The following is a 12,014-nucleotide window of genomic DNA, read 5'->3' on the forward strand; positions in this document are numbered from 1 at the left end:
CGACGGTCCCGTCGGCCCGGTAGGTCGTTGCCCACCGGCGCAGCGTGCGCTCCGGGATGCCAGCGTGCTCAGCCAGGCGGGTCAGCGGCACTCCGTCCTGGAGGTGCTGGCCCAGCAGAAGGGTGGTCCGCACCGGTCCACAGCCCTGCGTCCCGGCCGAGGGGACACGCCGAGTCCGACGTCGCACGCCGAGTCCGACGTCGCGGTGGCCTGGTGCCGTCCTGCCCCGGCGGGAGGTCGGACTCGAGCCCCGACGTCGGACTCGGCGCCCGTCCGCACGGGCGGCACGCACAGGAGCCTCACAGGCGGCACCCGGCTGCGGGCGAGCCCGGAGGAGCACGCTCGCCCCATGACCACCGCCCCCGCCCACCGGCCGATGCAGCGCCTCGACGGCAGCCCGCTGCGCGTCCTCGTCGTCGACGACGAGCAGAACCTCACCGAGCTCCTGGCGATGGCGCTGAAGTACGAGGGGTGGCAGGTGCGGACGGCGGCCGACGGCGCGCAGGCGCTGCGCGAGGCGCGGAGCTGGTGCCCCGACGCCGTCGTGCTCGACGTCATGCTCCCCGACCTCGACGGCCTCGAGGTGCTCCGCCGCCTGCGGGCGGACGCGGGTGACGACGTGCCGGTGCTCTTCCTCACCGCGAAGGACGCCGTCGAGGACCGCGTCGCGGGGCTGACGGCGGGGGGCGACGACTACGTCACCAAGCCGTTCAGCCTCGAGGAGCTGGTGGCGCGGCTGCGAGGGCTGCTGCGCCGGACGGCGGCGCACGCCTCCGCCTCGGACGGGGTGCTCGTCGTGGGGGACCTCGTGCTCGACGAGGACAGCCACGAGGTCACCCGCGCCGGCGCCGAGGTGCGCCTCACGGCGACGGAGTTCGAGCTGCTGCGCTACCTCATGCGCAACCCGCGCCGGGTGCTGTCCAAGGCGCAGATCCTCGACCGCGTGTGGCGCTACGACTTCGGCGGCCAGGCCAACGTGGTCGAGCTGTACGTCTCCTACCTGCGGCGCAAGATCGACGCCGGCCGGGCGCCGATGATCCACACCCTGCGCGGCGCGGGCTACGTGCTCAAGCCCGCGGCGGCGGACCCGCCCGCCCCGGCCGGGGCCTGAGGCGGCGGGCCGCTCGGTGCGCCGCACCCGCTCGCTGCGCGCCCGGCTGCTGGCCGGCGTCGGCGCCGTCCTCGCCGGCGTCCTGGTCGCGACGGGCGGGCTCACGCTGCTCGTCGTCCACCACGTCCTCGTCGACCGGGTGGACGCCCAGGTGGTCCGCCAGGCCGCGCAGTCCGCCGGAGTGCTGGGCGCGCGCCCCGGCGGACCCGGGGGACCGCCCGGTGGGCCGTCGCAGGGCGGCCCCGCCGTCGAGGGTGCGGGGGAGGGGCTCGGCTTCCTGCTCGTCGGCCTGCCCGTCGGCTCGGTCGGCGCCCGGGTCGAGGACGGCGCGGTGCGGGCGGCGTCCCTCGCGGGCACCGGCGGCGTCCCGCGGCTGGACGTCTGGACCGACGAGCAGGCGGCCGCGCTGGGGCGGGCGGGCCCGCAGCCGTCCACCGTGGACGTGCCGGGCCGCGGGGACTACCGGGTGGTCGCCGCGAGCGCGGGCGACGGCGGCGTCGTCGTGGGCCAGCCGCTGGCCGAGACGACGACGGTGGTCGGCCAGCTCGCCGTGGCGGCGCTGCTGCTGGCCGCCCTCGGCATCGTGGTCGCCGTCCTCGCGAGCCGCGCCGTCCTCGCCCGCGGGCTGGCGCCGCTGCGGCGCGTCGCGGCCACGGCGACCCGCGTGTCCGGCCTGCCGCTGGACCGCGGCGAGGTCGACCTCGCGGTGCGCGTGCCGGAGCGCGACACCGACCCGCGCACCGAGGTGGGCCAGGTCGGCGCCGCCCTGGACCGGCTGCTCGTGCACGTCGCCGCCGCGCTCTCGGCCCGGCACCGCAGCGAGACGCAGGTCCGCCAGTTCGTGGCCGACGCCAGCCACGAGCTGCGGACGCCGCTGGCCTCCGTCCGCGGGTACGCCGAGCTGGCCCGCCGCCACGAGGCCGACCTGCCCCCCGAGGTGGCCCACGCCCTCGAGCGCGTGGAGAGCCAGGCGACCCGCATGTCCGGGCTCGTCGAGGACCTCCTGCTCCTGGCGCGCCTCGACGCCGGTCGCCCCCTCGAGCGCGAGGTCGTCGAGCTGCCGATGCTCGTCGTCGACGCCGTGAGCGACGCGCGCGTCACCTCCCCCGGCCACCGCTGGCGGCTGGACCTGCCGGAGCCCGACGACGGGGACGGGGCCGACGACGAGGACGGGGCCGACGACGAGGACGGGGCCGACGACGAGGGCGGGACCCGCGGCGAGGACGGGCGCGACGGTGCAGCCGGCTCCCTGGCCGTCAGCGGCGACGCCGCCCGGCTGCAGCAGGTGCTCGCCGCCCTGCTCGCCAACGCGCGCACGCACACCCCGCCGGGCACCACCGTCACCGCACGGGTGCGTGCGCGCCCCGACGGGGTCGAGGTCGTCGTCGAGGACGACGGCCCGGGCGTCGACCCCGCCGTCCTCCCGGAGGTCTTCGAGCGCTTCGCCCGCGCGGACACCTCCCGCTCGCGCGCCGCGGGCAGCACCGGCCTGGGCCTCGCCATCGCCCGCGCCGTCGTGACGGAGCACGGCGGGACGGTCGACGTCGACTCCGCGCCGGGGCGCACCGCCTTCCGGGTGGTCCTGCCGCGGTGGTCGCCGCTCGCCGAGCAGGCGGGCGCCGGGGTCCCCGGGCCCGCCGGCCGCTCAGCCGGTCGCCCGACCGGTCGTCAGGCCCGGTAGGAGGGCCAGGGCGCAGAAGCGGACGCTGCGCCCGAGGAGGCATGCGGGCACGAAGGCGCGGTAGGTCATGGGCGAGGCGCCGGCGACGACGGTGACGAGCAGGAGCGGTGGGACGCCGAGGGCGGCGCCGAGCAGGACGACGAGGGGGCCGGCGCGGCCGCCGAGGTGGTGCAGGGCGGCGCGGCTGAGCCGGGCGGCGCGCGCCCGCAGACGGGCCCGGTGCGTCGTCGCGGCGCTCGGTGCACCGGGTGCTCCGGCGGCCGTGGCGCGTCGGCGGGCGTGCTCGCGCAGGCGGCGGGTCCATCGCGAGCGCCCGGCGCTGCGGGTGGCGGCGAGCAGGGCGGTCTTGCCGAGGGTCTGGCCGAGGCCGGCTGCGACGGCGACGGCCAGGGCGGTGGGGGTCGGTCGGGCGAGGGCGACGGCGGCGACGTAGGCCTCGACGGGCAGGACGGGGGAGACGGCGGAGACGGCGCCGACGGCGAGGCCGGTGGCGACGAGGGCGAGGACGCCGGTGTCAGGCACGGGAGGCGCGGGCGGGGTCGACGTCGACGGGGACGACGTGGGCGCTGCTGGGGCGGGGCAGGCGCAGGACGCGGACGAGGGAGGCCGCCTTGGCCACGAGGACGACGGCGGCGGCGGCGAGGGCGACGCGGTGGTCGGGGACGGCCACGAGCAGGACGACGAGCAGCCCGGTGTTGGCGGCCTTGGCGAGGGGGTGCCAGTTGGCGGCGTGGACGAGGGGGTCGACGAGGCCGAAGTAGTTGGGCGACAGCACCGGCCAGCGCAGCGGCAGCAGGGACAGCACGAGGTCGACGAGGACGAACTGGACGAGGAACACCGTCACGGGCGCGGGGGCGGGCACGAAGAGCAGCAGGGTGAGCGCGCAGCTGGTGCAGTTCAGGCGGTCGCAGACGACGTCGAGGACGGCGCCGAGGCGCGTCTCCTGCCGCAGGTGGCGGGCGAGCGCGCCGTCGGCCACGTCGCCCACCCAGTAGGCGAGGTAGGCGGCGAGCAGCAGCGGCCAGGAGCGCTCGGCGGCGGCGGCCGCGACGAGGCCGAGCGACAGGGCCGTGCGGGCGAGCGTGACGGCGTTCGGGGCGGAGGCCAGCAGGCGCGGGTCGGCGCACGAGCACCCGCGGACGCCGCACCTGCGCACCTCGCCCGCGCCCCCGACGGGGCCCGGCCGACGGCCCGGCCGGGCGGCGGGGACGTCGGCGACGGGCACGGGGACTGTCTACACCACGTACAGGTACGCAGTGAGTAGTGGCGCCGTCGAGGCGGGTGGGCGTCGAGCGGGGTGAGGTGCGCCGAGACGGCCACGGCGCCAGCCGCTGCGGCGTACGGTTCCGCCAGCGCTCGACGTCCCGGTCCACCGGGGCGGCGCGCGCCCGGCGGACCGGGGGGACCCGCCGGCCCCAGGGTGCGACGTCGTCCGACGTCGCACCCGGCACCGAGGCGGCACGGGGGAGAGCGGGAGAGGCACGTGGAGCAGCACCGGGCACCGGCGCAGGTGCGGGCGGCGGTGGGTCGGTCCGCGCGGTCGGGCGCCCCCGACCCGACCCCGGGGACCGGCAGCCTGGGCGACGCGGCCCTGGCCGACGAGATCGAGCTCTACGGCGCCGTCGTCGTCGCCGCCTCCGAGAAGGACGGCTCCCTCACCGACGCCGAGATCGACGCGGCGCTCGGCGTCCCGTCGGTGCGCCGCGGTGGCTCGCGGACGGCGGAGGCCGACGACCGGAGCGGGTGACCGGACCGGGTGAGCGGGGCGTCGGAGCCCCCCGCCCGGTGCCCTAGCCTGACGCCCGCTCGTCGGGCGTCCGTCCGGCTCGGACCGGGGAGGGGTGTCACGTGCGACTGCGCCTCCTCCCGCGCGAGCCCGACTTCACCGCCCTCTTCGTCGGCCTCGCCGAGCACGTCCAGCGCGGAGCCGAGCGCCTCGCCGAGGTGCTGGCGTCGGCGCCCCCGGAGCGCGACCGGGCCCTCGAGGCGCTCCAGGAGGCCGAGCGGGCCGCCGACGACCAGGTGCACCTGGTCTCCCGGCGCCTCACCTCGACCTTCTCCCCGCCCTTCGCCCGCCGTGACGTGCACGCGCTGGCGCAGGCCCTCGACACCTGCCTCGACGAGATGGCGCTGGCCGGGCAGCTCGTCGCCGCCCAGGGCCCGGCGCCCCTGCCGCCGGCCTTCCTCGACGTGGCCCCGCTGCTCGTGCGCCTCGCGGAGCTGACCCGGCGGGCGATGGCGGACGTCGACGCCGCGGACCGCCTCGCGGAGTACTGGGTCGAGGTCAACCGCCTCGAGAACCGCGCGTGCGCCCTCCTGCTGCGCCTGCGCTCGGAGCTCCTCGACGACGGCGACCTGCGCCGGGCGCTGCGCCTGCGCGACGTGGCCGACGCGCTCCAGCGCTCCGCCGGCGCGTTCGAGCGGCTCGCGCACGTGGTCGAGGTCATCGCCCTCGTGGACCCCTGAGCCGGTGGTCGTCCTCCTCGTCGCCGTCGTCGCGGCCGCGCTCGCCTTCGCCGTGACGAACGGCGTCCACAGCGCGGCGGGCGTCGTCGCCACGTCCGTGGCCACCCGCGCCCTGCCGCCGCGGGTGGCGCTCGGCGTGGCCGCCTCCTTCGTCCTGGTGGGCGGGCTGCTCGGCAGCTGGTTCCTCGTCGTCGGCGTCCCCGACGCCGCCGTCGTGCCGACGGGCGACGACGGCCTGCGCCTCGTGCTCGCCACCCTCCTCGGGGCGGTGGCCTGGAACCTCCTCACCTGGCGCTGGGGCATGCCGACCTCGACGACCCAGGCGCTCTTCGGCGGGCTGGCGGGCGCCGCGCTCGCCGCGCCGGACGGCGCCGTGCGCTGGGGCGCGCTCCTCGACGGCGTCGTCCTGCCCGGCCTCGGCGTCGTCGTGGCGGGCGCGCTCGTCGCGGCGGCGCTCGTGCTGGCGCTGCTGTGGCTGCTGCGCGGGGTCATGCCGGCGCGCGCGCACCGCCGCCTGCGGACGGCGCAGGTCGTGGCGGCCGCGGCGACGGCGGTGGGCTCGGGCGTCCTCGACGCCCAGCGGACGGCCGCCGTCGTCGTCACCGGCCTCGTGGCGTCCGGCGTCGGCGTCCCCGCCGACGCCCCCGGCGGGCGGCCCGCCTGGACGGTCGTCGTCGTGGCGCTCGCCCTGGCCGCGGGCGTGCTCGTGGGCGGGCGGCGGATCGTCCGGACGGTGGGGGAGCGCCTCGTGCCCCTGTCGCCGACGGCCGCGCTCGCCGCCCAGGCGACGACGGCGCTGCTGCTCCACGCCGCCGCCGTGGTGCTGCGGGCGCCGGTGTCGACGTCGCTGTCCATCACCTCCGCCGTGGTGGGCGCGGGGGCGGTGCCCGGTGCGCGGCGGGTGCGCTGGCGCGTGCTGGGCCGCGTCGCCGCCGCCTGGGTGGCCACCGTGCCGGCGGCGGGCGCCCTGGCGTGGCTCGCGCACGAGGCGCTGCTGCTCCTGTCCCGCGGCTGACGGCCCCCCGCCCGGACGTGCACCCGGACGAGCACCCGGACGTGCACCCGGACGTGGGTCCGTGGAGGGCCCCGGACGCGAGCAGGGCCCGACGCGCGAGGCGTCGGGCCCTGCTCGGGTGCTCGGGGTGGGGCGGGAGGTCGGCTCAGCCGAAGCGGCCGCTCACGTAGTCCTCGGTCGCCTTGACCGACGGGTTGGAGAAGATCGTGTCGGTGGCGTCCATCTCGACGAGCTTGCCGGGCTTGCCGGTGCCCTCGATGTTGAAGAAGCCGGTGCGGTCGGAGACCCGCGAGGCCTGCTGCATGTTGTGGGTCACGATGACGATCGTGTACTCCTTCTTCAGCTCCCCCATGAGGTCCTCGATCGCGAGGGTCGAGATGGGGTCGAGCGCGGAGCAGGGCTCGTCCATGAGGAGCACCTGGGGCTGCACCGCGATGGCGCGGGCGATGCACAGGCGCTGCTGCTGGCCGCCGGACAGGCCGGCGCCGGGGCGGTCCAGGCGGTCCTGGACCTCCTTCCAGAGGTTCGCGCCCCGCAGCGAGTGCTCGACGACCGCGTCGGCCTCCGAGCGCTTGAGGCGCTTGTTGTTGAGGCGCATGCCCGCGAGGACGTTGTCGTAGATCGACATCGTCGGGAACGGGTTGGGGTTCTGGAACACCATGCCGACCGAGCGGCGGACGGCCACCGGGTCGACGCCGGGCCCGTAGAGGTCCTGGCCGTCGAGGACGACCTTGCCCTCGACGCGGGCGCCGGGGATGACCTCGTGCATGCGGTTGAGCGAGCGCAGGAAGGTCGACTTGCCGCAGCCGGAGGGGCCGATGAGGGCCGTGATGCTCCGCGGCTTGATCTCCATCGTGACCTTCTCGACCGCGAGGAAGGAGCCGTAGTAGATGTCGAGGTCGGAGACGTCGATCTGGCGGCTCATGACTGCTCCTGCGGATCGGGGGGCGGGCCGGTCGCGGCCAACGGCGTCGCGCTGCTCGGTGCGGGCGGGCCTCGTGAAGATGCTCATGCTGCCTCTCAGCGGGTCTTGGGCGCCAGGGCCCTGGCGAGGACGCGTGCGCCGACGTTGAGGACCATCACGAAGAGGATGAGCAGGAGCGCGCTCGTCCAGGCCCGGTCGATGAAGGCCTGCGGCGGGATGCCCGGCGTGATGATCTGGTAGTACGCGAAGACGGGGAGCACGGCCATCCGGCCCTCGAAGGGGTTGAAGTTCGTCGACGCGGTGAGGCCCACGGTGACGAGCAGCGGGGCCGTCTCGCCCATGACGCGGGCGATGGCGATGACGACGCCGCTGGCGATGCCGGAGGCGGCGGTGGGCAGGACGACCTTGACGATGGTCAGCCACTTCGGGACGCCGAGCGCGTAGCTGGACTCCCGCAGGCGCGCCGGGACGATGCGGAGCATCTCCTCGACGGCCCGGACGACGATGGGGATCATCAGCACGGACAGGGCGACCGAGCCCATGATCCCGATCCGCAGGCCCGGGCCGAAGAGCAGCGTGAAGAGCGCCAGGGAGAAGAGCCCCGCGACGATGGACGGGATGCCCGTCATGACGTCGACGAGGAAGGTGATGACCTTGGACAGCCGGTTGTCGCCCCCGTACTCGACGAGGTAGATCGCCGTCAGCGTCCCGATCGGCACGGAGATCAGGGTGGCGACGCCCGTGATGATGAGCGTGCCCATGATCGCGTGGTAGGCGCCGCCGCCCTCGCCGATGACGTTGTACATCGACTGCGTGAAGAAGGCGCCGTCGAAGCGGGCCAGGCCGCGGCTGACGGTCGTCCACACCACCGACACGAGCGGGAGCAGCGCCACGACGAAGGCGATGGTCACGAGCGCGGTGACGAAGCGGTCCGTCGCCGCGCGCTCGCCCTCGACGACGCGGGAGGCGACGACGAAGGCCGCGACGCCCACCACGGCCCCGACGACGACGGCGAGCGCCACGTGGACGTCGGTGACCGCCACGAGCGCGGCCGCGACGAGGACGCCGAGGGCCGCCGCGGCCGCGCCGGCCCAGCGCGGCAGGGAGGCGTGCATCGACGCGGCGAGGGACGGCGGCTGGTGGCGCGTCAGGACCGCGGCGTCCGGGTCCTCCGGGCTCGTGCGCCCGTCGCCGGCCCGGTCCTCGGTCCGGGTGCCCGTGTCGTGCGGGGAGCTCATCAGGTCGAACCGCCCTTCTGGCGGGTGACGAGGGCGCGGGCGGCGAAGTTCACCGCGAACGTCAGGACGAAGAGCACGAGGCCGGCCGCGATGAGCGTCGACAGCCGCAGGCCTGTGGCCTCGGGGAAGTTGAGCGCGATCTCCGCGGCGATCGTCGGCGGGTTCGCCGTGCCGATCAGGTTGAAGGTGATCGCGCTCGTCGACGCCGAGAGGACCAGCGTGACGGCCATGGTCTCGCCGAGGGCCCGGCCGAGGCCGAGCATCGAGGCGCTGATGACGCCCGAGCGGCCGTAGGGGATGACGGCGTACTTGATCATCTCCCACCGCGTGGCGCCGAGCGCCAGGGCGGCCTCCTCGTGCAGGCGGGGGGTCTGGAGGAAGACCTCGCGCGAGAGCGCCGAGATGATCGGCAGGATCATGACCGCGAGCACGAGCGAGGCGGTGAGGATCGTGCGTCCCGTGGAGCTGGCCGGTCCCGCGAAGAGGGGGATCCAGCCGACGTTCTCGGCCAGCCACTGGTACAGCGGGACGAGGGCCAGCGCGAAGACCTGGAAGCCCCAGAAGCCGTAGACGATGCTCGGGATCGCCGCCAGCAGGTCGACGACGTACCCCAGCGCCTGGGACAGCCGGCGGGGCGCGTAGTGCGAGATGAAGAGCGCGATGCCCACGGCGACGGGCACCGCGAGGAGCATCGCGATGACCGCCGTGATGATCGTGCCGAAGAGGATGGGCCAGAGGTAGACCACCAGCCCCTCGCCGCCCTCGATCTCGTCCGCGGGAGCGACGAGCGCGGGGTAGGCCTCGGCGAGCAGGAAGAGGCCGACGCCGGCGAGGATGACCAGGATGAGGACGGCGCTCGCCGCCGCCGACCCGGAGAAGACCTTGTCCCCGGGTCGGCGGCGGCTGCCCGTGAGGGCGGGAGTGGTGGTGGTCACCTGGGGGGTGCCTCTCAGCTGCCGGTGACGAGCTCGAGCGAGCTCATGATGTCGGAGCGCAGCGTCTCGGAGATCGGGGCGCTGCCGGCCTGCTCGGCCGCGGCCTGCTGGCCCTCCTCGGAGGCGACGTACTCGATGAAGGCGGCGACGGCCTCGCCGACGGCCGGGTCCTCGTAGCCCTTGCAGGCGATCTGGTAGCTGACGAGGACGATCGGGTAGGTGCCCGCCTCCGCCGTCGTCCGGTCCAGGTCGATGGCGATGTCGCCCTCGGGGCGGCCCTCGACGCGCGTGGAGTTGTCGAGGATGGCGGCCGCGGCCTCGGGGGTCGGGCCGACGTACTCCTCGCCGACCTGGACGAGGGCGGAGGACAGGCCGCTCGCCTCGACCTGGCTCGCGTCGGCGTAGCCGATGCTGCCCTCGCCGTTGGAGATGGCCTGGACGACGCCCGAGGTGCCCTGGGCGGCCTCGCCGCCGGGGACCGGCCACGTCTCGACGACGCCGAAGGTCCAGGCGTCGGGCGCCGCGGCGTCGAGGTACTCGGTGAAGTTCTCCGTGGTGCCGGAGTCGTCCGAGCGGTTGACGGGGGTGATCGGCTGGCTCGGCAGCTCGGCGTCCGGGTTGAGGTCGGCGATCGCCGGGTCGTCCCAGGTGGTGATCTGCTGCGCCATGATCCCGGCCAGCACGTCGGGCGACAGCTGGAGGTCCTCGACGCCCGGGAGGTTGTAGGCGATGGCGATCGGCGAGACGTACACCGGCAGGTCGATGGCGCCGTCGGTACAGCGCTCGTCGGCCTGGGCGAGCTCCTCGTCGTCCATGTAGGCGTCCGAGCCGGCGAAGTCGACGCCGCCGGAGAGGAACTGCTCGCGGCCCGAGCCGGAGCCGACCGGGTCGTAGTTGACCGTCGTGCCCGACTCCTGCTGGAAGTTCACCGACCAGGCCTGGAAGGCGGCCTGCTGGGTGCTCGCGCCCGCGCCGTTGATGGTGCTCGCCATGTCCCCGCCGGCCATCTCGCCGCCGGAGGTGCTGCCGCCGGTCGAGCCGCCGCCGGAGCCGCTGCCCGTCTCGTTGCTGGCGCCGCAGGCGGCGAGGGTGAGCGCGAGGGCCGCGGCCGAGGTGGTCGCGAGGGCGGCGCGCGCCGCGCGCGTGGTGGAGCTGCGCATCAGGGAAGGGCCTCTCGTCGAAGGGCGGCCGGGTGGGCCGTCGGGCGGCGGGGGACTCCCCGCCGACGTCCCGGACGGTAGGGAGGGCAGGTGTCAGGACCCCTGGGCGACGGTGAACCAGGGGTGAACGGCGCGTGGCCGGGTCCGCGGGATGCCGCCGATCGGCCACGCTCCGCGCTCGTCGGCACTCTGCGCGACCGGAAGCGCGGGGTGGCCGAGCCTCCCACGGGGCGGGCCGAGCGGGAAGGGCCGCGCGCTACGGCTGCGGGGCGTGCCGCTCGACGGCGACGACGCGCCCCGACCGCCGCGAGACGTGCGCCACCAGCGCCTCCCCGGGGGCCAGGAAGGGGTCCGTGGCGGGGATGGCGGCGCCCGCCCCGCTGCCGGCCGCCGCGCGCCCGGCGAGGGCGCCGAGCAGGGTGCCGAGGACGGGGCGGTGCGTGCAGACGACGACGGGCCGGCCCTTGTCGACGAGGTGGCCCACGTAGCGCGCCACCTTGTCGGGGTCGCGGCGGTGCGCCGACTCCGTGAGCCGGCCCTTGGTGCGCAGGCCGACCCCCGAGTCCTCCACGAAGGGCCGCACGGTCTGCAGGCACCGCTCCCACGGGCTCGAGACGACGCGCGCCGGACCGCGGGCGGCGAGCAGCGGCACGAGCTGCTTCGCCTCGCGCCGGCCGGAGGCCACGAGGGGGCGGTCGGCCTCGTCGTGGGCCCACACGGTGGTGGGGCGGGCGTGCCCGTGGCGCACGACGACGAGCGCCCACGTGTCGAGGCAGCCGTCCTCGTGCAGCGCCGCGAGCGCGCGCAGCTGCACCTGGTCGCCCCGGCGGGTGAGCCGGCGGTGCGCCTCGTCGACGTCCACCCACTCGGTCCGGTCGACCTCCCGGGGCCGCGGCGGTCGCGGCAGGCCTCCCGCGGGAGCCGGTGCGGCCCAGTACGCCACGTGCTTGACGACGCGGTCGCCGCTGCCGCCGAGGACGTACCGCGCCGCGGGCAGCGGCTGCCCGAGCACCACGCGCAGCCCGGTCTCCTCGGCCACCTCGCGGACGGCCGCGCCCACGGCGGACTCGCCCGGGTCGAGCTTGCCCTTGGGGAAGGACCAGTCGTCGTAGGCCGGCCGGTGCACGAGCGCGACCTGCAGGCGCCCCGAGCGGACCCGCCACACGAGGGCGCCGGCGGCGCGCACCGGGTCCGTGCGACCGGCCAGGGGCCCGTCGGGCTCGGCGGAGGCCGCGTCCTCGGTGCTGCTCCGCAGCGGGTGGGGCTGCGGCGCAGCGCTCTTCGCCACGGGCGGCGGAGTCGTCCGCGGGGCGGGCGGGGGCACCGCCGCGAGGGGGGCTCGTCCTCGGTCGGGTCCCGGGCGGGGTCGGGGCGCGGGGTCCATCCGCCGATGCTGCCACCCCGGCGGACCGGATCCCGCCGGGGCCGAGGGCGGGCGCGGCGAGCCCGTGGCCCCGAGGGGGGTCGGCGGCCGGGGGGCGGG

The 12,014-nt window shown here is 76.5% G+C and carries 12 protein-coding genes; 5 read left to right on the plus strand and 7 right to left on the minus strand.

The genetic code is table 11. The annotated features are described in order from the left end of the window. Positions 1-349: 349 nt before the first annotated feature. Together HLB09_RS07330 and HLB09_RS19880 are read left to right on the plus strand one after the other, a co-directional pair. The gene (locus HLB09_RS07330; RefSeq protein ID WP_281359287.1) at positions 350-1,111 is read left to right on the plus strand and encodes a response regulator transcription factor; all 762 of its coding nucleotides are present in this window, start codon (positions 350-352) and stop codon (positions 1,109-1,111) included. A gap of 16 nt (positions 1,112-1,127) precedes the next feature. Further along, positions 1,128-2,792 carry a sensor histidine kinase gene (locus tag HLB09_RS19880; RefSeq protein ID WP_171202741.1) on the plus strand — a complete coding sequence of 555 codons (1,665 nt, stop codon included), beginning with the start codon at positions 1,128-1,130 and terminating at the stop codon, positions 2,790-2,792. Here HLB09_RS19880 and HLB09_RS07340 read toward each other — a convergent pair. After that, positions 2,757-3,314, minus strand: coding sequence for a hypothetical protein (locus HLB09_RS07340; protein WP_171202742.1), 558 nt, complete (start codon positions 3,312-3,314; stop codon positions 2,757-2,759). The two genes, HLB09_RS19880 and HLB09_RS07340, sit on opposite strands and share 36 nt — an antisense overlap. Further along, on the minus strand, positions 3,307-4,017 hold the full coding sequence (locus HLB09_RS07345) for a CDP-alcohol phosphatidyltransferase family protein (RefSeq protein ID WP_212770702.1): 711 nt from the start codon (positions 4,015-4,017) through the stop codon (positions 3,307-3,309). The genes HLB09_RS07340 and HLB09_RS07345 overlap by 8 nt, the downstream gene beginning before the upstream one ends. Before the next feature lie 258 nt (positions 4,018-4,275). On the opposite strand from HLB09_RS07345, the gene HLB09_RS07350 reads away from it, so the two are divergent. From HLB09_RS07350 to HLB09_RS19885, 3 genes are all read left to right on the plus strand, one after another. Then, the gene (locus HLB09_RS07350; RefSeq protein WP_171202743.1) at positions 4,276-4,539 is read left to right on the plus strand and encodes a hypothetical protein; all 264 of its coding nucleotides are present in this window, start codon (positions 4,276-4,278) and stop codon (positions 4,537-4,539) included. Positions 4,540-4,640: 101 nt separating this feature from the next. After that, positions 4,641-5,258, plus strand: a complete 618-nt coding sequence (locus tag HLB09_RS07355; protein WP_171202744.1) for a DUF47 domain-containing protein — start codon at positions 4,641-4,643, stop codon at positions 5,256-5,258. A gap of 4 nt (positions 5,259-5,262) precedes the next feature. Then, a complete protein-coding gene (locus tag HLB09_RS19885; RefSeq protein WP_171202745.1) occupies positions 5,263-6,273 on the plus strand; it encodes an inorganic phosphate transporter in 1,011 nt (336 codons plus the stop codon). 145 nt (positions 6,274-6,418) lie between these two features. Here HLB09_RS19885 and pstB read toward each other — a convergent pair whose 3' ends face one another. From pstB to HLB09_RS07385, 5 genes are all read right to left on the minus strand, one after another. Further along, positions 6,419-7,198: a phosphate ABC transporter ATP-binding protein PstB gene (gene pstB / locus HLB09_RS07365; protein WP_171202746.1), complete on the minus strand. Its 780-nt coding sequence runs from the start codon at positions 7,196-7,198 to the stop codon at positions 6,419-6,421. 95 nt (positions 7,199-7,293) lie between these two features. Beyond that, positions 7,294-8,436, minus strand: a complete 1,143-nt coding sequence (gene pstA, locus HLB09_RS07370) for a phosphate ABC transporter permease PstA (RefSeq protein WP_171202747.1) — start codon at positions 8,434-8,436, stop codon at positions 7,294-7,296. Then, the gene (pstC, locus tag HLB09_RS07375) at positions 8,436-9,371 is read right to left on the minus strand and encodes a phosphate ABC transporter permease subunit PstC (RefSeq protein WP_171202748.1); all 936 of its coding nucleotides are present in this window, start codon (positions 9,369-9,371) and stop codon (positions 8,436-8,438) included. The genes pstA and pstC overlap by 1 nt, the downstream gene beginning before the upstream one ends. Before the next feature lie 14 nt (positions 9,372-9,385). Continuing rightward, positions 9,386-10,531 (minus strand): phosphate ABC transporter substrate-binding protein PstS, encoded by a 1,146-nt coding sequence (pstS, locus tag HLB09_RS07380; protein WP_171202749.1) that lies wholly within the window; start codon positions 10,529-10,531, stop codon positions 9,386-9,388. 256 nt (positions 10,532-10,787) lie between these two features. Further along, a complete protein-coding gene (locus tag HLB09_RS07385; RefSeq protein ID WP_212770703.1) occupies positions 10,788-11,819 on the minus strand; it encodes an NUDIX hydrolase in 1,032 nt (343 codons plus the stop codon). Positions 11,820-12,014 lie beyond the last annotated feature (195 nt).

This window comes from Pseudokineococcus marinus (genome assembly GCF_013004605.1).
GTDB classification, from domain to species: domain Bacteria; phylum Actinomycetota; class Actinomycetes; order Actinomycetales; family Quadrisphaeraceae; genus Pseudokineococcus; species Pseudokineococcus marinus.